The sequence below is a fragment of the Rhizobium sp. 01L419 genome (assembly GCF_056400025.1).
Window position 1 is genome coordinate 21,102 of sequence record NZ_JBFTSM010000032.1, and the last position, 20,665, is coordinate 41,766.

The window sequence follows — 20,665 nt, forward strand, 5'->3', positions numbered from 1 at the left end:
CAGAGAGTTGATGGAAAGGTTCCGGAGGGAGTTACGACATGGCCGCTCATCGCGCTCAGTGGAAAGGCCACATCAAGATCGGCGAGATCAGCTGTGGCGTTGGCCTCTATACGGCGGCCTCCACGTCAGACCGCATCACCTTCCACACCATCAATGAAGCCACGGGCAACCGGGTTCGCCGGGAGTTCGTCGACAGTGAAACCGAAGAAACTGTCGACCGCGACCAGCAAGTGAAGGGCTTCGATGTCGGCGACGGTCAGTACATTATGATCGACCCGGAAGAAGTGACGGCTGTCATCCCGGATTCCGACAAGATGCTTGAGATCGAAGCGTTTCTCCCCTGCTCCGACATTGACGACGTCTATTTCGACAAGCCCTATTATCTCGTCCCCACGGATGACGTCTCCCAGGATGCATTCGCCGGGCTGCGCGACGCGCTCAAGGAAGCAGGCGTCACGGCAATAGCCAGGACCGTTCTGTTCCGCCGGATGCGAACCGTATTGATCCGCGCGCACGGACGGGGGCTCATCGCAACCACCCTCAATTTCGACTACGAGGTCCGCTCGTCCGACGAGGGATTCAAGGAAATGCCAGAGATAAAGGTCGAAGGCGAAATGGTCGACCTCGCAAAGCACATCATCGGCACCAAGAAGGGTGATTTCGATCCGGCAAAATTCGATGACCGCTACGAAAACGCCCTTGCCGAGCTGGTGAAAGCCAAAGCCGAAGGCAAGACGTTGCCGAAGCCTAAGCCCGTGAAGGTTTCCAAACCAAACGATCTCCTCAAGGCACTGCGCGAGAGTGCGGGCATGGGCGATGCCAAGCCCAAGAAGGCTGCCGCCAATACGAACGCCAGGAAGCGTAAGAAGGCGACTGCCGAGAAATCAACGGCGAAGACCGCACAGAAGAAAGCCGGTTAGGAGGATCACCCATGGCCCTGCGGCGCCCCTACTGGAGAGGCTATCTCAAACTGTCGCTTGTCACCTGCCCCGTCGCCATGAGTCCCGCGACCTCGGAAAGCGAAAAGGTTCGCTTCCACACCCTAAACAAGGCAACCGGAAACCGTGTTGTCTCGCAGTACGTGGACTCGGTCACGGGCAAGCCCGTGAAGGACGAGAACGAGGCCAAAGGCTACGAACGTGGCGAGAACGACTACGTGCTGCTCACAGATGACGACCTTGAGTCTGTCGAACTGGAGACTGTGCGGACCATCGATATCGAGAAGTTCGTGCCCCGTGAAAGCATAGAGTGGGTATACCTTGAGACCCCACACTATCTCATGCCGAACGACAAGATCGGAAACGAGGCGTTCGCTGTCATCCGAGAGGCCATGAAAGCCGACGACGTCCTCGGCATCTCTCGAGTGGTTATCGGGAGGCGCGAAAGAGCAGTCGTGCTTGAACCCCGCGGCAAGGGCATCGTCGTCTGGACCCTTCGGTTCGGCGATGAGGTCCGTCCCGAGGGTGAGTACTTCCAGGACATCGAAAAGAAGGCCAACCCGAAAACCGTCGAGGCCATCAAGAAGATGATCAAGCCACGGCTGGAGAAATGGTCATCCGAACTGGTGACAGACCCCATACAGGAAAGCCTGCTCAAGCTTATTGCCTCGAAGAAGAAAGCGTTGAAGCCTGTCAAAAAGGCGAAGGGCAAGAAGGCCGAATCCGATGCGCCTTCCAATGTCATCAACATCATGGATGCATTGAAGAAGAGCGTCGAAGCCGATCTCAAGGGTCGAAAGAAGGCTGGCTGACAATGCGTTGGTGGAGGCAGTTGCCAGTTGAATCTCGCGACGAATCTCGGCACTTTATCCAGCAGGCATCGGCCGCATGCAACAGAACATCCGATGCTTTCCTGGGCGCTCCGAGGCAATCTCGTCGAGCGCCCTCTTTCGTAATCAGCGCGTGTAAATTTCCGATCAAAATTTAAACCGATTAAAGTGAATATGCGTAGAGGTATCGGGGTTGTCTCGGGGGGGTTCAATGTACTGGAGTTCAAGCTCGGCTTTTGCACCGGTAAGTTTGATATTGCGCGAGAGCGGTGCGCGCCGCGTGGTGAGCACGCTGCGTGATGCGGCCGCCGTGCTTTTGGAGGATTGGCCCGATGATGACGGCGAGGAATATGTGATTGCCGTCAAGGCTTGCGCAGATGCGATAACGGGCGCAATCACGATCGAAGCTTTCCGGCAGGCATTCCTGAAGGCCGCCTTGGAAGCGCGCATTGCCACCTTCTCGGTGGTTGCCGGAAATGCCGCCTGAGCAGGCGGGGCTTCTGGCCTCGGTCTACGCCCTCAAGTGACATCGGTTCCCATGCTAAGATGACTTTCGAACCGAAAACGGTCTAAGCCCCTGAAACGAGAGCTGTGGTTTTACGATGCCGCCGATACAGCCTTCAACATTGGACGCAGACGTTCTCCGAGGGCATTCGGCAACGATCGTGGAGCGCAGTACTTGGCCGAGAGACAGATTGCTTGCGTTCCAGAGTCAGCGTCTGAAAGCAACATTGCGGCATGCCGCGACGTCGTCGCAATATTATAGAGATTCTATCGGCGACCTCGTTTCCCGCAATGCTCCGCTCGAAGAGTTTCCCGTTCTCACCAAGCGTCTGCTGATGCAGAACTTCGATCTGATCGTCACGGACGCGCGTCTGAGCCGGAAACTGGTTGAGGATCATTTGGGTGGAGACGATCCCGGTTCTCCCTTGCTCGGGGAATATCGGGTGGCAGCCACGGGAGGCACGACCGGAGAGAAAGGCCTGGCGGTCTTCGACGGTCCCGCCTGGCTCGACGCCATCGGCAACACGCTGCGATTCCAGAAGATAGTCGGGATCGACGAGACGACCGGAAGCATAGCGATCTTCGCATCGTCGCCCGTCCATATTTCCCACCGCATCGGGGCCGAGCTGCGCGCGTTCCGGCCAGCTGCGCCCAAGCTGAACGTCCTGATGCCGATCGAAGATATCGTGGAGACCCTCAACAAACACCAACCTGAGGTCATTTCCACCTACCCTTCCTTTGTTCGTGAGTTGGCGAAAGAAGCGGCTGCCGGTCGCCTCCGGATCAGGCCAAGGCTTGTGCGAACCAGCGCGGAGACGCTGACAACAGATATCAGGGAGATTGCCACAGCAGCGTGGGGAGCTACCGTCGCGAATAGCTACACCTGTACCGAAGCGGGGGCGATGGGCCACGAATGTCTCCTCGCATCCGGGCTCCATCTGGCGGAAGATGCTTTCGTGTTCGAAGTGGTGGATGGAGGCAATCGCCGGCTCCCGAACGGTGTCGCTGGGGCGAAGCTACTTGTCACGACCCTCACCAATCGTGCACTTCCACTGGTCCGATATGAAATCTCGGATATCGTGACGCTGGCCACGGAACCGTGTAGCTGCGGCCTGCCCTTTTGGCGCATTGCCTCCATCGACGGGCGTCGGGAAGAGGTCCTCCAATTCGTGGGGCGTCGAGGCGAAACGATCGAAGTCCATGCGCACCGGCTCCGGTCGCCGCTGACTGGTGCGAAGGGCGTGCGCCAGTACCAGTTCCGGCAGCTTTCCGACGGTCTCGAGATTACGATCTCGGTGTTCGCGGAATTCGACCGCGAATCCGTTGCGTCCGAGGTCGGGATCGCAGTGCGCTCGGCTCTGGAGACGGTTGGGGCGAAACCCGAGCGCGTTGCCGTTCGCATGGTTGATGATATCGGTCGCTCGGGTTCGGGAGCGAAGGAAAAGCTAGTGATCCGAGACAGCGAACCTCGGGAACACTTACCTCCGGGAACCTGACTAAAGTCCCGCGACGGACTGTTTTCGCCACAGATGCAATTCGATGCCGCTTTCCGGTGCGAGACCGATGATGCAAGCGTTTGAGACGGCTCTTGCTCGTTTCCGGGTTTCCGGTGGTCGCCTCTGGCTTGTGCTGATTGACAACCTACCAATTCACCCTCAGGCCCACCTTGCCGTTCCACGCGTAGTTGTCGCCGTCGAACGTGGTGCTGAAGTTGACGTTGCCATATGCCGACGTGCTGCGGGTTACCTGTCTCGTCGAGGTCGTGGGAAAAGGGGACGAACCCAGACCGTGGCCGGCCGCGCGGGCTCGCTGGCCGTCGCCTCTTGGGCTTCCCACGTGCGGGCCACGCGGGCTCCTACACGTCCGGCAACTGAGTTCAAATTGTCGTAGCGAATTTGGCCGCGCCATCGTTGAAGTCATCGAAGTTGATTGACTACCACACCACTTGCGCCTGGGGTTCAACTAGCCAACCGTTACCCAAGTCGAAGGGGCAGCCGCTTTCGAGAGAAACAGCAAAGCCGAAGCCATCTTGAGGTATCCTGCGGAGTAGCGTCATATCCCAAGCAGTGGCTGTATCAACCGCAGAAACCTGCTCTTGAAGCGAAGCGGCGCTTCAGTTACCGCAAGGCATATGCAGTCTTTGCCTTTGTCAGCTTTCGGCTGATGCATCAAGCTGTCGTCTGCCATCTCGACATCGCCCCGCGCGAATGTCGAAATCTCGTCACTGAAGCTGCCGTCAAGTACCAGGGTCAATTCCATGCCGCGGTGAGAATGCTCCGGGACCGGTTGGCCAGCAGGAATCTTGAGCAGTCTCACCGTCGTCGTTTCGTCGCCAGTCGGGATCATCATCTGTGCTGCGCCCCGCCCGAGTTGCCGCCATTTGAGACCTCCCGCAGCTTCGATGTAAGTCTTCAGCGGCTCCGGGTAAGTCAAATCCGAAGACGACGGCTTTTTGATCGGCACGACCTTGTCAATTTGACCTGCATTGATCTTTGCTTTTATGCTCTCCCAGCTTTGCGACACATCGGTTTCATCCGCGGCTTCGCTCTCGATGAAGTATCCGCCGACGCTTTCCAGTACCGAAAGCTCGGATCGGCATGCCGGGCATAGTGCAAGATGAGTAGCCACAGCAACACTCCAGCCCTCAGCCAGGGTCCCGGCCGCGTATTGCTGGAGCATGTCGTCATCCAGATGATGTACGATCATTTGGCGTCTTCCTGAAGCGCAGTGCGAAGTTTCTCGCATGCAAGTCGAATCCTTGATTTCACCGTACCAATTGGGAGGTTTAGTTTTTCCGCGATCGTCGAATGGGTAAGACCGTCGAAGAACGACATGCGCAACACTTCCGCATATCTCCCCTTCAAAGTCGTCATTGCCCGGCCCAACACGGCGGCACTCTGCTGCCGCTCGATTATCAAGTCGGCGGACTCGAACTCATCTGGCACAAAAGCTGGATCGTTGGGATCGAAGTCAGGTTTTAAACCTCTGCGAACCGAGTCGATCATCTGATTTCTGGCGATTGTAAATATCCAAGTTGAAGCCTGCGCCTTGGATGGATCAAAAAGTGCAGCCTTGTGCCAGACGCGCATCATAGTCTCTTGCGCCAGCTCTTCTGCCAGGATTCGGTTCCCTCCTGTCATCTTGACCATGTAAGAGCGCACGCGGGGATAAAAGTGTCGATAGAGAACCTCGAACGCGCCGACATCGCCCGAATCTGCGACTGCGGACATCAACACTTTGATCCGTTCGGCATCTAAACTATCGCCTTCTTCCTCCAATTTACCGACCTTTCGAGCCTCGCCCGGCGTCGGCCACCCTGTTGCCTCGGCGCAGGCGGCTCGACGTAATGCGGTTCGGCGCGGCAGTTGCATATTCATGGGGTAATCTACGCATCAGCATTCTGCTGGATCAAAAATCAACTCCAAAATTTGCCTCCAGGTCTCTTCTAACGACTCGATAGCAACTTTCATCAATGTCGGATGCGAGCGTCAAAGGCGTGCGGCAGCACCAAAGATTCGCTGCGTGATCCAAAATCCGGCGCTCGATGCGACCGCCGACAAGACGGTTCCCCAAATCAGGTCGGCAGCCGTCAAGACAGTAGACCAGTTTTTCAGGGTGGACTGGTTGGTCAGGTCGTAGGTGGCATAAGCCATAAATCCGACGGCAGCACCGTAAATTGCGGCGGTCGCCATGGACCCTGACATCAACCCAGTCCTGACAGCGAGGAACGTCAGCCCGGCGGCATAGATTACATAGAATGCCACTGCCGGCGCCAGTCGGAACTGCGGAACCAGCATGTCGCCCAGGGTCGGTCGATAGAGACGGTCGGCCATGGTGCTCAGCCAGACAAAATCGATTGCGACAAAAGCGATCAGTGTTGCGGTATAGGCGGTTAGGTAAGTTTTCATAAGGAGCTTCCTAGATGGATTTTCGGGCTTTAGTTGATGCGCGTCCAGTCCACGCCCTTGCAAATCAGACCGGCGATGACGCAGCCTTTCGTGGTCATCCTGTCGCCTTCGACCTTGACCGTCAGCTTGTAGCTTAAGTCGCGTTGCGGATCGAAAGCCGTGCCGGAGTAGCTCCCGTCAGCGTCTTCTTTGATAGACATCACCAGTTTGTCGCCTTCCTTTTCCTTCGGCGTCCCCGGCTTTATCCACGTATTGACCGCGCAGATATCAGTGCCGCAAGGCGCAATCCGCACGCGCGCGTTCCCGTCTCCGCGAGCCCAATTGCCGTTTATATCGGAGGCTTCGGCTGGGAACGCTGCGCCGATGACAATCAGGGGAATTGCCCAGGCAAAGGATTTCAATCTATGACTGCCGAAGATCGCCGTCGTATGCATGCTCGATCGTGTAAAGTCCGACATTGATGCTCTCCTCCTCAAACCCTGCCTCGCAGTAACAAAGATAGTAGTGCCACATCCTTTTGAACGTTTCGTCGAAGCCGAGACTGGCGATAGCCGGCCAATTCGCGTCGAACCGTGTGCGCCATTCCCGGAGGGTGCGGGCGTAGGATTTGCCGAAGTGCTCGACTTCGGTCAGTTTAAGCCCGGCGCCTGTGACTGCGCTTCGCAGCGCCTCGTCCGACGGCAGAAATCCGCCCGGAAAGATGTATCTCTGGATGAAATCGGTGCTGCCGCGATAGGCATCGAATCGGCTCTCTTCGATCGAAATGACCTGCAGCAATGTTCGCCCGCCTGATGTCATGCACCGCTTGATCATCGCAAAGTAATGCGGCCAATAGGCTTCACCGACCGCTTCGAACATTTCTATGGAAACAATGCGGTCAAACTGGCCGTCAACATCACGGTAGTCTTGAAGCCGCAATTCAACCTGACTTGTTTTCCCTGCCGCCGCTACGATGCCTTGCGCCCACTCCAGTTGCGAAGGCGAGAGGGTCAGGCCGACCACGTGAGCATCGGAATGGGTTGCTAAGTCGAGCGCCAGAACGCCCCATCCACAACCGACCTCTAGAACACGGTGGCCATCCAAAACGTCCAGCTTTTCGCGGATGTGCCTGAGCCGATTTTGCTGCGCCGCTTCAATTGTCTGCGTGACGTCCTCGAAAAGGGCCGAGGAATAAAGCATCGAGCCATCAAGCCATTGCTTGTAGAACTCGTTGCCCAGATCGTAATGCGCCTCAATATTGCGGCGGCTGCCGCGCCTGGTGTTGGCGTTGAGGATGTGGCGAAGGCGGCCAACCAGTCTTGTTATCCGGGTCCCAGAGAGAGCTCGCGCCAATAAGTTGGCATTTGCGGCGGCCAGGCGTATGAGCGCCGTCAGATTCGGTGTGGTCCAATCTCCGTGAATATATCCTTCTGCGGCTCCGAGATCGCCCGACACCACAAGCCTGCGAAGCGCACCCCATCGGCGGATGACAATCGTCGCATCGGGTCCGTCCTCAGTTCCTGTCTTTTTGACGGCTTCCTCATTCGGCAGGACGACCGTCAACTGGCCGTGCTGAAGGTCCTTGATCAGCCGTCTAAACACAAATCCACCAATGCCAACTCTCGGCCGCTCAGCCGGACCTGCGATCGGTGGGCTGGCAGCTTCGTCAAATTGCGCCATGGGATCCTGCCTCGCGACCTTTGGAGTTCGAACGGCAAGCGACAGACCAGCCTGGATGACAGGGCCATGACCTCCTGCTTGTGATCCTCATGCAAGCACCTCCCGATCAGCAGCCATCAGGTCAAAAGATCGCGCCAATGGGACGCGGACGATGCGCCCGCTTTCATGGCTGACTTCCCATGGGCGTCGCACGCCGCCGAGATCTTCGGCGACCGCGAGCCCCGCCTGAATGCCGTCCTCATGGAAGCCGGAGCCGAAGTGCGCTCCGCAAAACCATGTCTTGCGTGAGCCCTGAAGCGACCAGATTTCGCGCTGAGCTCTGCCTGTCGCGAGATCGAAAACCGGATGCTCGTAAGTCTCTGTGGCGATGATTGTCTCGGCACGTGGCGGACGGCTCGGATTGAGCGTGACGAAGGTGGGGGGTGCAGAATCGAGCGGCTGCAGCTTGTTCATCCAGTAGGTGATCGAAGGCTGCGTCTGACCCTGCTGATAGGAACCCCTGTTGTCAGCTACGTAGTTCCAGCTTGACCAAGCGGCACGGCGTCTCGGCATAAAGCCGGTATCACCATGCAGAACCGCTTCGTTCCGCGAGTAGCGGAAGCTTCCAAGTATCCTGCGCTCCTCTTCGCTGGGCTCGGCCAACATCCGAAGCGCCTGGTCCGCATGCGTCGCAACCACTACGTCATCGAACAGATATCGTTTGTCGAAGGCGTCGCGGACCTCGACGTGATCGCTCAGACGGCGGAGCTCTCGCACAGGCGTCGAAAGCCGTATCCGGTCAGCGAAACCGGCGATCATTCGCGCCACGTACTCCCGGCTGCCGCCCTCGACCGTGCGCCACGTTGGTCGATTCCAGAGAGCGAGAAGTCCATGATTGCAGCAGAATTTGACGAAACTGGCTGCAGGATAGGCGCCCACCTCCATGGCAGGCGTCGACCAGATCGCCGCGGCCATCGGATAAAGGTGGTCCTCGCAAAACGCACGACCGTAATCGTTTCGAGAAAGATAGTCGCCGAGAGAAATGCCGCCCATCACCGCGAGATCGCGCGGCGCATTGCGATAGAAACGCAGGAGATCGCGTGTCATCGACCAGAAGCGGGGGCTTGCGACGTTCGACCACTGGGCGAATAGGCCAAGTCCTGTCCCACCGGAGTATTCGAATTCTCCTTCGTTGAGGGATACGGCGAAAGACATGTTGGATGCAGCCGTCGGGACGCCGAGTTTACCAAACAATGCAGTGAGATTGGGATAGGTCACTTCATTGTAGACGATGAAGCCGGTATCGACCGCAACCTCGCCGCTCGCTGCCGTAAACGTCACTGTGTTGCTGTGACCGCCAATCCGATCCGCAGCCTCGAACACAGTCACGTCATGATGTTTTGCCAGAAGCCAAGCGGCGGAAAGACCTGAGATACCGGTGCCAATAATTCCAACCTTAAGGCGGCGCGAGCCGGCGCCGCGAGCTCCAAATTCCATAAACACCCTCTCGTTATTTTCAGGCATGAATTAACGATTTCTACGGAGGGAATTCGCTGCGGTTCTCTATCGCGCAATTTTTTTCGCTTTTCTGGTCGCATTCCCCAAACCGAGTTGCCGGAACCGGCGTAGAGACGTTTGCAAAACAAATCTTTCTCGGGAGTATGATGGACATCTATCTTCTGGTCATTATCGCGATCGGGCTCTCTGTGGCGATGGCTGGCGCCTGGGCCATACAGCGCGCGACTGGCCTCAGCGGCTGGATAGACACGATCTGGTCCTTGACTGTTGGAGCCGGCGGCATCGCCGCGGCAATTTTGGCAGATGGTAGCTTCGGTCGTCGCTCCATAGTGCTGATGCTCGTGGCACTCTGGTCGCTGAGGCTCGCCAGCCACATCGGTCTGCGCACAAAGGGCGCGAAAGAAGATCCCCGTTACGCGAAATTCAGCGAAGAGTGGGGCGATAGCGCGCCATGGCGGCTGTTTGTATTCTTGCAGGTGCAGGCGCTCGCCGCCTTCGTCCTGGTATTGGCCGTATATCTGGCGGCGGCCAACGACGAATACCTCCTCCGCCCTCTGGATTTCCTTGCAGTTGCGGTCGGCTTTGTTGCCTTGGGCGGCGAGGCAGCGTCGGATGCCCAATTGGCACGATTTCGGAGGTCATCCGGCGCAAGAACAGGAGTTTGCGAGGTGGGTATGTGGCGTTACTCCCGCCATCCGAACTATTTCTTCGAATGGCTGTTCTGGTGCTGCTTTCCGCTGTTTGCGCTTGCCGGGCCGATATGGAGCTGGCTTTCGCTGCTGGCCCCCATCATGATGTATTGGCTACTCGTCCACGTCTCCGGTATTCCGCCACTGGAAGACTACATGCTGCGCTCTCGCGGCGCCAAGTTCGTTGCACTGCAACAGCGCGTCAACGCTTTCTTCCCTGGCCCACGCCGTAAATCCTCGTCCAATCCCAATGGAGACGCTCTATGAACATGCTGGCCTTCGCCATCAACACGGCCGAACGTGCGCCCATGCCAGACGGGATATCGCTTGCCGCCATCGATCTTTTGTGCAGCCGAATGAAACGACGATTGATGTCGACGACCGACGACGCGGAACAGGCTTTCGTGGCCGCTATGGATCAGTTTCCTGTCGCCATTCATACTGTCGAAGCTAACCGTCAGCATTACGAGGTGCCGGCAGAATTCTTCGCGCAAGTTCTTGGTCCGCAGCGGAAATATTCCTGTTGTCTATATCCCGATGCCACGACCTCTCTTGCTGAGGCGGAGATGTTGGCGCTTGCCGAGACGGTCAAACATGCCGAAATCGAAGATGGCATGAGAATTCTTGAGCTTGGTTCCGGCTGGGGTTCGCTTTCACACTTTCTTGCACGGAAATTCCCAAGCGCACGTATACTCTCGGTATCGAATTCCGCGTCGCAGCGCTCATATATTCTCGGTGTCGCAAACGCGCATGGCTTAAGCAATCTCGACGTCATCACCGCGGACATGAACCAGTTTGAGACTACTCAGAGCTTCGACCGCGTGGTTTCGGTGGAGATGTTCGAGCACATGTCGAACTGGCGCGCCCTGCTCCATCGTATCCACGGCTGGACAAAGCCGGATGGCAAGCTCTTCCTCCACGTCTTTACCCACAAGAACAGATCCTATCGATTCGACCGCGCCGATCCTGCCGACTGGATCGCACAACATTTCTTCACGGGCGGGATCATGCCGGCTCACGATCTGCCTCACAGGTTTGGCAATCTTTTCCAGGTCGAAACGGTATGGCGTTGGTCCGGCATGCATTATCGCCGCACAGCGCTGGACTGGCTTGCCAATTTCGATCGACGCGTCGACCGAATCCGCCCGATTTTCACCGGGGTATACGGTGCGGACGCCTCTCTCTGGCAGCGTCGTTGGAGGCTGTTTTTTCTCTCGACGGCGGGGCTGTTCGGTCATGACGCCGGCGACGTATGGGGTGTCGGCCACTATTTGATGGCGCCGATCCGATGAACGCTGCTGACCAACGGCTGGACCCCCTAACTCAGGCGACCGTTACTGTTGCCTGGGTGATCATCGCAAACAAGCCCTTCTATCCCCTCTATGTCTGGTATCTGGTTGGCAATGGCGTGTCGGCGTCACTCTGGACCTTAGTAGCAGCCCCATTTCTCCTGACCGTGCCTTTTCTCGCGAAGCGTTCGCCGCTCGCTGCAAGAATTGCGTTACCTCTGATTGGAACACTCGATACATTGTTCGAGACGAAGCTGTTCGGACAAAACTCCGGGACAGAATTGTTTTTTGCGGCCTGCATCATGTTGGCTGCTATGTCGTTCCGTTCCAAGGAAGCATGGTGGCAGCGGGGAATGGCTGCCTTCGTGTTCGTCGTTTTTGTCGCTTCGCGATCATATTCAGGTGCGCCGCTGCATGTTTGGAGCGAAAGCGACTTGGCTACACTCTTCAATCTCAACGCGTTCGCGGTCGCCAGCCTGACGACCTTTGTCGCGCTTCGATACGCGGGAATTAGTCGGCAATAAGCAAAATCGGAAACACAGGCAGCTTTAACAATCCAGGGAGGTCTCAATGAAAAATCATCTTCGTAAGATAAGGCCGTTAATGCTGGCTCTCGCCGTCATTGTGTCGGCAACGAGCCTGGCACATGCCGAACCCAATGTCGTAAAGGTCGGACCTGATCACTACCGCGGCACCTGGCTCGAGATCGGTAGGAGACCGATGTATCTGACCGACGGGTGCGTCGCGGGCTACTCGACATATAGGCCCGGCCCATCGCGGAATGAGATTCTCGTCGAGGATGGTTGCAGGGTGGATACGCCAAAGGGCCGCCTGAAAACCGTCAAGGGCGCCGGCACCATCACCGATTTTGGAACGACGAACGCGAAGATGCGCGTCCGCTATCCCTGGTTTATCACATTCAATTACTGGGTTTTTTACAAATCACCGGATAGATCGTGGTTCATCAGCGCCAATCCGTCGATGACCGACCTTTGGATTTACGCGCGGACAGTACCGTCGAAGAGCAAGCTTGAACGCATGGTGAGGAAGGCAAGCGAGCTAGGTTACGATGTGCGCCAGCTAGAGTTTCCGGCGCAGTAAGGATTTCTGACGACAAAGCGGGCGAGGAAATTCCGCGCAAGGGCAGCGTCCGCTCTTTCATCTGGCCTTCACCGTTCACCCTTTCGCGCCATCGCCTTCAGTCGAAATCGGGGGACACTACACATCGCGGCAAGACACCTCAATTGTGGGCCGACGCCGCTCGCGCACCCGACTTTGGACACCCTAGGCGTTGTTGAAGATCAGGCACGTCACGTTCGCCAGCTTCCATCCGGGTGGCTCCTCAAAACCCACCAATGGCGACGACCCAAGCCCGCCGGATAAATAACTAGAAAAAAGTAATAATTCCAGCGAGACGTCTTCCACAAGCGACTGCGGCGGATAGATAACGCGTGCGGCCTGGTATGACAAAGTCGATGGATTACAAGGAGTCAGAGTTGAGCGACAATTCTATCGCTATAACCTCGCCTACGGTTCAGCCAGAACTGGACTTTCTGTCGGGCGGCGGTGAAATGGGCGCGCTGATGCGCGCTCACGACTGGTCGACAACGCCGCTTGGCCCGGCGCGGGATTGGCCGCAAAGCCTCAAGACCGCCATTCGCATCATGCTCCTCTCCCGTCAGCCGATCTGGATCGGGTGGGGCGAGGAGTTGCTCTACTTTTATAACGACTCCTACCAGTCGATCATCGGCGGCAAGCATCCATGGGCGCTCGCAAAGCCGACCGCAGAGGTCTGGCGGGAAATCTGGGACGATATCGGGCCCATGCTGGAGACGGCCATGCGCGGCCACGAAGGCACCTACGTCGAAGAGCAGTTGCTGATCATGGAGCGCAACGGCTATCCGGAGGAAACCTATTACACGTTTTCCTACACGCCGATCCCTGACGACGACGGCACACCTGGCGGGATCATCTGCGCCAATACCGACGACACCCAACGCGTCATCGGCGAGCGGCAGCTTGCTCTCCTGCGGGAACTGGCGACCACTTCATCGGAAGCCCGCACCTGGCGAGACGCCTGCCTGCGAGGTACGGCCGCACTCGCCCTCGATTCACACGACTTGCCGTTTGCGCTCCTCTACATGACTGGTCCCGACAATCGTGTCGCTGAATTGACCGCTACATGTGGCATCGACGCCGAGCGTTCGAAATTTCCGGCGATTGTCGATCTCGCCGAAAGCTCTTACTGGCCGATCGAAGAGGCGCTGCGTACTCAACAGACCGTGGTCGTTTCGGACCTCGCGAGCAAAGCCGGCGCCAATCTGCCAACCGGAGAATGGCGCGTGCCACCGCAGGATGCTGCGATCGTTCCGGTCATGCCCACAGGCGAGACCGGACGAGCGGGTGCGCTGATCATTGGCCTGAACCCGTACCGACTATTCGACGACGCGTATCGCAGTTTCCTGCAACTGGTGGCGGGACAAATCGCCGGATCGGTCGCCAACGCGCAGGCCTACGAGGAAGAGCGGCGCCGCTCCGAGGCCCTGGCGGAACTGGACCGGGCCAAAACCACCTTCTTCTCCAATGTCAGTCATGAGTTCCGCACGCCGCTTACCTTGATGCTTGGCCCGCTTGAAGAAACCCTTGCGGATGCACATGAGCGAGATCCAGATACGCAGAACCGCCTCGAGGTGGTGCATCGTAACGGTATGCGGCTATTGAAGCTGGTCAATTCGCTCCTGGATTTCTCTCGGATCGAGGCCGGTCGTACGCAGGCAAGCTTCGAGCCCACCGACCTCGGCACGTTGACTGCCGAGCTCGCCAGCAATTTCCGGTCGCTGACCGAGAGGGCCGGCTTGAATCTCGTCCTCGATTGCGCGCCGTCGCCAGAGCGTGTGTTCGTCGATCGAGACATGTGGGAGAAGATCGTCCTCAACCTTCTCTCCAACGCCTTCAAGTTTACATTCGAGGGCGAAATCCGTGTCAGCCTGAACTGCAAGGACGGCGGAGCGGTTCTGGTCGTCGAGGATAGCGGCACGGGTATCCCGGCGAGCGAGCTTCCGCAGCTCTTTGAGAGATTTCATAGGGTCGAGGGCGCCAAGGGCCGAAGCTTCGAAGGCAGTGGCATTGGTCTGGCGCTGGTGCAGGAACTGGTCAAGCTTCACGGAGGGACCATTGCGGTCGCCAGCGAGGAAGGCCGCGGCACGGCATTCACCGTGACGATCCCACCTGGATCGCATCACCTGCCGCAAGATCAGATACAGGCCAGCCGCGCCTTTGCGTCCACGGCGGTTCAGGCTGGCGCTTTCGTTGATGAGGCGCTGCGATGGCTGCCTGATCAGTCCGACATCGATGTCGAGGCAGCGGTAATTCCGTTGACAACCGGCTCTCATTCAGGCGTTCGCCAGCGCATCCTGCTCGCCGATGACAATGCCGATATGCGTGATTACGTCCGCCGACTGCTCAGCGCGGAGTACGAGGTCGAAACTGTCAATGATGGTCATGCTGCTCTGGAGGCCATTCGTGAACGGCGGCCCGACCTCCTCTTGACCGACGTGATGATGCCACGGCTCGACGGCTTTGGTTTGATCGGAGCGATCCGCGGCGAGCCGGAGCTCGCAGACATTCCGATTATCGTTCTGTCGGCCCGTGCCGGCGAGGAAGCAAGCGTCGAAGGTCTGAGCGCTGGCGCCGACGACTATCTGGTCAAACCGTTTTCGGCACGCGAACTCAGCGCCCGCGTTGCGGCAACGCTTGGGATGATGCGGGTCAGACGCGAGATGGGTGAGCGCCTGCGGGAAGAGGCACGCTCACTGGAAACGCTCAATCGCGTCGGCAGTGTGATTGCCGCCGAGCTTGATCTCGACCGGGCGGTTCAGGCCGTTACCGATGCGGCGACGGAATTGACCGGCGCCCAATTCGGCGCATTTTTCTACAATGTGTTCGACGACAAGGGCGAAAGCTACATGCTTTATACAATCTCGGGCGTACCGAGAGAGGCATTTTCGTCGTTCCCCATGCCACGAAACACGGCGGTTTTTGGCCCGACCTTTGCCGGAGAGGGCATCGTTCGATCGGACGACATCACCAAGGATCCGCGATACGGCAAGAACGCGCCGCGTCATGGCATGCCGCAAGGACACCTGCCAGTTTGCAGTTATCTGGCAGCACCGGTGAAGTCGCGATCGGGTAAAGTCCTCGGCGGCCTGTTCTTCGGTCACTCCGAGCCTGGCATCTTCACCGAGCGTGCCGAAAGTCTATTGTCCGGGATCGCGGCCCAGGCGGCGATCGCCATCGACAACGCCCGCCTTTATCGCGCGGCTCAAAAAGAAATCGCCGAGCGGGTCAAGACCGAAGAAGCTCTGAGGAAGAGCGAGGCGCGTCTTTCCGATTTGAACGAAAACCTCGAAGCCGCCGTGGCGGAGCGCACGCAGGAGCGCGACCGGACCTGGAACCTCAGCCGCGACCTTCTCGGCGTCGCCGATCGTTCGGGCATCTGGCTTAGCGTCAACCCGGCATGGACGGCGACACTTGGGTGGTCCGCCAGCGACATCCTTGGCAAAACCTCCGAGTGGCTCGAACATCCCGATGACCGGGAAAACACCAGGGACGAGGTCCGTTATCTCGCGAGTGGCAGCGTCACGCCGCAGTTCGAGAATCGCTTTCGCGCGGTCGACGGCTCGTACAGGTGGCTGTCCTGGACGGCCGTTTCCGAAGGTGACCTCATCTATGCGGTTGCCAGGGACGTGACCGCCGCCAAGGAACAGGCCGAGACATTGCGGCTGGCCGAAGAGCAACTACGCCAGTCGCAAAAGCTCGAGGCTGTCGGAAAACTGACCGGTGGCGTCGCCCATGACTTCAACAACCTCCTCCAGGTCATCGGCGGGAATCTCCAGCTGTTGTCCAAGGATATGGCCGGTCATGACAAGGCTCAGCAGCGGCTGCAAAATGCTCTGGCAGGCGTGACGCGCGGGTCGAAGCTTGCGTCACAGCTTCTGGCCTTCGGAAGACGTCAGGCACTGGAGCCGAAAGTCGTCAATCTCGGTCGATTAGTCCGTGGTTTCGATGACATGCTCCGGCGCGCAATCGGAGAGGGCATCGAGATCGAGACTGTCGTTTCCGGCGGATTGTGGAATACGCTTGTCGATCCAAGCCAGGTCGAAAACGCGCTCCTCAACCTTGCGATCAACGCCCGCGATGCGATGGAGGGACATGGCAAGCTGACGATAGAGGCAGGCAACGCCTCGCTCGATGACGCCTATGCCGCCAGACACGCGGATGTGGCCGCCGGTCAATATGTGATGCTGGCTGTGACGGACACAGGTTCTGGCATGACGCCGGAGGTCATCGAGCAGGCGTTCGAACCGTTCTTCACGACCAAACCGCCGGGAAAAGGCACGGGCCTTGGCCTCAGCATGGTCTGGGGACTGGTGAAGCAGTCTGAGGGTCACATCAAAATCTACAGCGAACCGGGCGAAGGCACGACCATCCGCATCTACCTGCCCCGGTCGCGCCAGCAGGAAGATCTTGCCGTCGATATAGACACCGGGCCGATCGTTGGTGGGAGCGAAACCGTTCTCGTGGTCGAGGACGACGAAGAGGTTCGTGCGACTGTCATCGAACTTCTCACCGACCTCGGCTACAAGGTGTTGCGCGCCACCGACGCCCAGACGGGGCTTGCGGTCATCGACAGCGGCGTCCCGATTGATCTGTTGTTTACCGACGTCGTTATGCCGGGGCCTTTACGCAGTCCGGAACTCGCCCGAAAAGCCAGGGAGCGCTTGCCGCAAATCGCAGTCCTGTTTACCTCCGGATATACCGACAACGCTATCGTCCACGGTGGGCGTCTGGACGAGGGGATCGAACTGCTGAGCAAGCCTTATACCCGCGAGGCTCTGGCGCGAAAGGTGCGGTATGTGCTCGGCAACCGTCAGCCGGCGCAGCCAACACCTGCTGCGCCGCAGCCGACCGTTTCAGCGCATACTGTTACGACGGAACGATACGGGTCTTTGCGCATCCTGTTGGTCGAGGATGAGCCACTCATCCTGATGAGTACGACCGATATGTTGGAGACCATGGGACATATCGTCTTCGAGGCAAACACTGCGGAGGAGGCACTTTCGCTGTTCGAACGCGAAAGCGTGGATGTGCTCCTGACCGACCATGGACTACCTGGTATGTCCGGCGCCGATCTTGCTGTCGCGTGTCGGCGCAAGCAACCGGGTTTAGGAGTGGTGTTCTCCTCAGGAGCAAGCGGCATTCCCGAGGTCGAGGGCCACGAGTTGATCGCCGACGCCGTGCTTCTCGGGAAACCCTATGAGGAAACTGGCCTCGCGAAAGCTCTTGAGCAGTTCCGAGTGAGATAATCGACGGGGGCGCATCAGCAAATCTTAGAGGCGTTGATCGCCTTTCTGCTTGGTTTTGCGTCCAGCACCTTCCACTCTAAAGCTCGAGCGCCATATGCAGCGCCAAATAGGAAAGTGGGACACATGGCGGATGGGGAGACGTCGCTCGGTAATCGCGACCCTGAGGCGGTACACGACGCAACCGACAAGACTGATGCCCAAAAGCTCGACGCGATTGTCGAGAAATACGCTGACAAGATACCACGGCCTCTGGGTCGTTTTATCAGGTGGCTGAGAAAGCCCGAACTGGGCTGGCTCCGCCTGGGAGCCGGCATCTTGTTTGTTCTCTTCGGGTTCGTCGGGTTTCTCCCTATCCTTGGTTTCTGGATGGTGCCGTTGGGATTGATCATCCTTGCTCAGGACAGCAAGTGGCTGCAGCGGCCGACCTTGAAGGCCATCACCTGGCTCGAAAGGAAACTGGCGAAGTAGTACCGGGTGGCCTGAAGGTTGCGTCGGACCATGATTGCAGGCGGTTTCGGCAGAACGGCTGTTCAAACTTGACCCGGCGGTCGCGGCGCCATTTCATCTGCCTGTCGCGGTCGCGACCTTAGTCTTTGTCCCCTCCCTCGCATCTCTTATGGCGGCATCTTGCTCGCTAGTCGCGAGACGCTAATTTGGCCGGGCGGATCGGGTCAGTATATTGCTTCCAGGTCGCGGCGGCTCAGGAGTATCGTGTGATTTGGTTCGGCATCTCCATCATCGCGATTGTGGCGCTGGCAGCCCTATGGGCTCTCGCAACTTCAAGCTATGCGGGGTTTCTGAAGCGGATCCAGAAAATCGATTCGCACGTCCTCAAGGTTGCCGCTGCCGACACCGAGCTTGACCGATACGGCGCCAGGCTTTGCCACCAGCGGGAAGCGGCAAGCGGCCTCGTCCTGATCACATCCAACCTGGAAGCGTTCGCAGCCCGGCTTCTAGCGGCCCGTTCCGCCGGGCGCAGCCTCGACCTCATGTACTATATGTGGAATGCGGACCTGACCGGAATGCTGATCATGCGGGAAGTCGTCGCTGCCGCTGACCGTGGCGTACGCGTGAGGATCCTTCTCGACGATCTCGGCGTCTCCATGTCCGACAAAATCTTCTATGCGATCGACTGCCATCCCAATATCGAACTGCGGCTCTTCAATCCCACGAAGGCACGGGAGAATATTCTGCGCCGCGGCCTTGAGATGGCTTTCCGGTTTCGAAGCGTCAACCGTCGCATGCACAACAAGGCCTGGATTGCCGATGGCCGGATCGCGATGGTCGGGGGACGCAATATCGGCGATCCGTATTTCGATGCCGGCGAGGACGCGAACTTCAGGGACTTCGATCTGGTGATGGTCGGTCAAGCCGTTGCGAAGACGGAGCGTCTGTTCGACGACTACTGGAACAGTTCGGTTGCCGTGCCTGTTCGCTCGCTGCTTTCGCGCCGGCCCAACAAGCTGAAGAAGCTTCGACGCAATATGGACCGCCTCGATTTCGAGCAGCGAGCCCAACCATATCTGGATCGAGTTCGCAATCAGACATCTTTCAAGGACGCTGTCGCCGAAGACGGATACATTTGGGTCGACAAAATCGACGTCTTGGCCGATCCCCCCGAAAAGGCCGGTGGGAAGATGCGCAGTGGGCAGAACATGTTGATGGGAACGCTGCTACCGGTGATCACCGGCACAGCCGAGTTCATCCACATCACCTCGCCGTACTTCATACCCGGCAAACGCGGCGTCGAGGCGCTGACGAAGCTCAGCGGCAGAGGGGTGAAGGTTTCCGTCCTGACCAACTCGCTTGCAGCCACTGACGTCGCTGCAGTTCACGCGGGATATTCGCGCTATCGACCGGCATTGCTAAAAGGCGGCGTTGCACTCTACGAGCTGAAATCGATCGCCGACATGGGCTCTTTCTCCTTGCGAGGTTCAAAGAAGGCCAGCCTCCACACGAAGGCCTTTGCCAGGGATGGCAAGTATGGCTTTATCGGTTCTCTCAATCTCGATCCGAGGTCCATTTCCTTAAACACTGAGATGGGCGTGCTGTTCGAGTCCCCACATCTCGTCGCGCAAATGGTCGCGATCTTTGCGGAAGAGACCGAGACAGACCTGAGCTATCCAGTGACTCTCGACAAGGGATCCGTACGCTGGCTGATGGTCATCGACGGGAACCAGACTATACTGCGAGGAGAGCCCGACGCCGGGTTTACCCGACGCGCGACAGCTTGGTTGATTGGGTGGCTTCCACTCGAATCCCAGCTTTAGACGCATATTTATCTTAGCAAGGAAACGCGTCCAAGCGACGCTCTGTCCAATGCTCTTGAAGGGGTTGGAATCCACAACTCCCCCCTGCGATGACTGAAGGCGGCCGGTCGGGGTCAACCCGGCGCCGGTTGCCGGAACATTAGACCGTGAAGATAGTTCGATCGGCCTAGCGAAGGGATCATATGGACAATAAAGCAAAAGCACTTGTCGACGAATACGTCCGCCTCGGCGGTCGCCGCCAGGTAGTCCTTAACAGAATATCTCGTCGACACGGATATGCGGTCGCGACACCCTCGAGGCAGAAGCCTTTTGGCAGTTGAATGTCGACAGCCTTGACGATGTTGCGCGCAGAAACACAGCTGAAACGAGTAGGACGAGACATTCCTGACACTCTGTTGAAGCACATCTCGCCGCTCAGTTGGGAACACGTCAACCTTACCGGCATCTACACCTGGGATTCGGAACATCAGATGCCGAACCGGTTCCGGTCGCTCCGCCTTCCAGCTGGGCTGCAGCGGGTCGCATAAGTTCTCATTCCGTTCGCCCTTAGCGTACGATTTCGCACTGCTCTTCTGTGGTTGCCGTCCGTTGCGCAAGTAGTTTCTGACCTTCTTGAGGTGTGATCGAGTGCGGTCTTCTGTCAGGCCTTTCTTTGCGGCACTTTCAGAGGCCGCTGGCCGGTATGGTGATCTGCGGATCCGGTCCAAATCTTGTTC

Annotated in this window: 18 protein-coding genes and 1 pseudogene; 12 read left to right on the forward strand and 7 right to left on the reverse strand. The window is 58.1% G+C overall.

Annotated features, from left to right (window positions below; all coding sequences use genetic code 11):
- The first annotated feature begins 38 nt into the window (after nucleotides 1-38).
- From ku (AC1DUP_RS35060) to AC1DUP_RS35075, 4 genes are all read left to right on the forward strand, one after another.
- The gene (gene ku, locus AC1DUP_RS35060; protein ID WP_113310738.1) at nucleotides 39-920 is read left to right on the forward strand and encodes a non-homologous end joining protein Ku; all 882 of its coding nucleotides are present in this window, start codon (nucleotides 39-41) and stop codon (nucleotides 918-920) included.
- An 11-nt stretch (nucleotides 921-931) separates the two neighbouring features.
- Nucleotides 932-1,750, forward strand: a complete 819-nt coding sequence (ku, locus tag AC1DUP_RS35065; RefSeq protein ID WP_113310739.1) for a non-homologous end joining protein Ku — start codon at nucleotides 932-934, stop codon at nucleotides 1,748-1,750.
- A gap of 229 nt (nucleotides 1,751-1,979) precedes the next feature.
- On the forward strand, nucleotides 1,980-2,255 hold the full coding sequence (locus AC1DUP_RS35070; RefSeq protein WP_113300976.1) for a DUF982 domain-containing protein: 276 nt from the start codon (nucleotides 1,980-1,982) through the stop codon (nucleotides 2,253-2,255).
- A gap of 208 nt (nucleotides 2,256-2,463) precedes the next feature.
- Entirely contained in the window at nucleotides 2,464-3,768 is a 1,305-nt protein-coding gene (locus AC1DUP_RS35075) for a phenylacetate--CoA ligase family protein (protein ID WP_113310740.1), read from the forward strand.
- Between the two features lie 437 nt (nucleotides 3,769-4,205).
- Here the strand turns inward: AC1DUP_RS35075 and AC1DUP_RS35080 are convergent, their stop codons facing one another.
- The 7 genes from AC1DUP_RS35080 to AC1DUP_RS35110 form a co-directional block, all read right to left on the reverse strand.
- Complete coding sequence (locus AC1DUP_RS35080; RefSeq protein WP_113310741.1) at nucleotides 4,206-4,328, reverse strand: autotransporter outer membrane beta-barrel domain-containing protein; 123 nt, start codon at nucleotides 4,326-4,328, stop codon at nucleotides 4,206-4,208.
- A complete protein-coding gene (locus AC1DUP_RS35085) occupies nucleotides 4,325-4,978 on the reverse strand; it encodes a ChrR family anti-sigma-E factor (RefSeq protein ID WP_113310742.1) in 654 nt (217 codons plus the stop codon). Before AC1DUP_RS35085 ends, AC1DUP_RS35080 begins: the two co-directional genes overlap by 4 nt.
- Complete coding sequence (locus AC1DUP_RS35090; RefSeq protein ID WP_113506612.1) at nucleotides 4,975-5,550, reverse strand: sigma-70 family RNA polymerase sigma factor; 576 nt, start codon at nucleotides 5,548-5,550, stop codon at nucleotides 4,975-4,977. The genes AC1DUP_RS35085 and AC1DUP_RS35090 overlap by 4 nt, the downstream gene beginning before the upstream one ends.
- A 210-nt stretch (nucleotides 5,551-5,760) precedes the next feature.
- Nucleotides 5,761-6,180 (reverse strand): DUF2177 family protein, encoded by a 420-nt coding sequence (locus tag AC1DUP_RS35095; protein ID WP_113506613.1) that lies wholly within the window; start codon nucleotides 6,178-6,180, stop codon nucleotides 5,761-5,763.
- Nucleotides 6,181-6,209: 29 nt separating this feature from the next.
- A complete protein-coding gene (locus AC1DUP_RS35100) occupies nucleotides 6,210-6,638 on the reverse strand; it encodes a DUF2147 domain-containing protein (protein WP_477837085.1) in 429 nt (142 codons plus the stop codon).
- Nucleotides 6,583-7,839, reverse strand: coding sequence for an SAM-dependent methyltransferase (locus AC1DUP_RS35105; RefSeq protein ID WP_113310745.1), 1,257 nt, complete (start codon nucleotides 7,837-7,839; stop codon nucleotides 6,583-6,585). Before AC1DUP_RS35105 ends, AC1DUP_RS35100 begins: the two co-directional genes overlap by 56 nt.
- Before the next feature lie 87 nt (nucleotides 7,840-7,926).
- Entirely contained in the window at nucleotides 7,927-9,315 is a 1,389-nt protein-coding gene (locus AC1DUP_RS35110; protein WP_113310746.1) for an NAD(P)/FAD-dependent oxidoreductase, read from the reverse strand.
- A 164-nt stretch (nucleotides 9,316-9,479) separates the two neighbouring features.
- Here AC1DUP_RS35110 and AC1DUP_RS35115 point away from each other — a divergent pair, with 164 nt between their 5' ends.
- The 8 genes and pseudogenes from AC1DUP_RS35115 to AC1DUP_RS35150 form a co-directional block, all read left to right on the forward strand.
- Nucleotides 9,480-10,292, forward strand: coding sequence for a DUF1295 domain-containing protein (locus AC1DUP_RS35115; protein ID WP_113310747.1), 813 nt, complete (start codon nucleotides 9,480-9,482; stop codon nucleotides 10,290-10,292).
- Complete coding sequence (locus AC1DUP_RS35120; protein ID WP_113310748.1) at nucleotides 10,289-11,317, forward strand: SAM-dependent methyltransferase; 1,029 nt, start codon at nucleotides 10,289-10,291, stop codon at nucleotides 11,315-11,317. The genes AC1DUP_RS35115 and AC1DUP_RS35120 overlap by 4 nt, the downstream gene beginning before the upstream one ends.
- Complete coding sequence (locus tag AC1DUP_RS35125; RefSeq protein WP_113506615.1) at nucleotides 11,314-11,838, forward strand: hypothetical protein; 525 nt, start codon at nucleotides 11,314-11,316, stop codon at nucleotides 11,836-11,838. Before AC1DUP_RS35120 ends, AC1DUP_RS35125 begins: the two co-directional genes overlap by 4 nt.
- Before the next feature lie 79 nt (nucleotides 11,839-11,917).
- A complete protein-coding gene (locus tag AC1DUP_RS35130; protein ID WP_477837094.1) occupies nucleotides 11,918-12,415 on the forward strand; it encodes a lipocalin family protein in 498 nt (165 codons plus the stop codon).
- Nucleotides 12,416-12,810: 395 nt separating this feature from the next.
- Entirely contained in the window at nucleotides 12,811-17,679 is a 4,869-nt protein-coding gene (locus tag AC1DUP_RS35135) for a response regulator (RefSeq protein ID WP_477837090.1), read from the forward strand.
- A 123-nt stretch (nucleotides 17,680-17,802) separates the two neighbouring features.
- On the forward strand, nucleotides 17,803-18,147 hold the full coding sequence (locus AC1DUP_RS35140; protein ID WP_477837092.1) for a hypothetical protein: 345 nt from the start codon (nucleotides 17,803-17,805) through the stop codon (nucleotides 18,145-18,147).
- 245 nt (nucleotides 18,148-18,392) lie between these two features.
- A complete protein-coding gene (locus tag AC1DUP_RS35145) occupies nucleotides 18,393-19,949 on the forward strand; it encodes a phospholipase D family protein (protein WP_113310750.1) in 1,557 nt (518 codons plus the stop codon).
- A 344-nt stretch (nucleotides 19,950-20,293) separates the two neighbouring features.
- Nucleotides 20,294-20,476, forward strand: a pseudogene (locus AC1DUP_RS35150) (Tn3 family transposase); the annotation flags it as partial.
- Between the last annotated feature and the right edge of the window lie 189 nt (nucleotides 20,477-20,665).

Bases quoted from the DNA above. Each gene is read 5' to 3' on its own strand.
- ku (WP_113310738.1), top strand. From the start codon at position 39: ATGGCCGCTCATCGCGCTCAGTGGAAAGGCCACATCAAGATCGGCGAG.
- ku (WP_113310739.1), top strand. From the start codon at position 932: ATGGCCCTGCGGCGCCCCTACTGGAGAGGCTATCTCAAACTGTCGCTT.
- AC1DUP_RS35070 (WP_113300976.1), top strand. From the start codon at position 1,980: ATGTACTGGAGTTCAAGCTCGGCTTTTGCACCGGTAAGTTTGATATTG.
- AC1DUP_RS35080 (WP_113310741.1), bottom strand. From the start codon at position 4,328: ATGACGCTACTCCGCAGGATACCTCAAGATGGCTTCGGCTTTGCTGTT.
- AC1DUP_RS35085 (WP_113310742.1), bottom strand. From the start codon at position 4,978: ATGATCGTACATCATCTGGATGACGACATGCTCCAGCAATACGCGGCC.
- AC1DUP_RS35095 (WP_113506613.1), bottom strand. From the start codon at position 6,180: ATGAAAACTTACCTAACCGCCTATACCGCAACACTGATCGCTTTTGTC.
- AC1DUP_RS35100 (WP_477837085.1), bottom strand. From the start codon at position 6,638: ATGTCGGACTTTACACGATCGAGCATGCATACGACGGCGATCTTCGGC.
- AC1DUP_RS35105 (WP_113310745.1), bottom strand. From the start codon at position 7,839: ATGGCGCAATTTGACGAAGCTGCCAGCCCACCGATCGCAGGTCCGGCT.
- AC1DUP_RS35110 (WP_113310746.1), bottom strand. From the start codon at position 9,315: ATGGAATTTGGAGCTCGCGGCGCCGGCTCGCGCCGCCTTAAGGTTGGA.
- AC1DUP_RS35115 (WP_113310747.1), top strand. From the start codon at position 9,480: ATGATGGACATCTATCTTCTGGTCATTATCGCGATCGGGCTCTCTGTG.
- AC1DUP_RS35120 (WP_113310748.1), top strand. From the start codon at position 10,289: ATGAACATGCTGGCCTTCGCCATCAACACGGCCGAACGTGCGCCCATG.
- AC1DUP_RS35125 (WP_113506615.1), top strand. From the start codon at position 11,314: ATGAACGCTGCTGACCAACGGCTGGACCCCCTAACTCAGGCGACCGTT.
- AC1DUP_RS35130 (WP_477837094.1), top strand. From the start codon at position 11,918: ATGCTGGCTCTCGCCGTCATTGTGTCGGCAACGAGCCTGGCACATGCC.
- AC1DUP_RS35140 (WP_477837092.1), top strand. From the start codon at position 17,803: ATGGCGGATGGGGAGACGTCGCTCGGTAATCGCGACCCTGAGGCGGTA.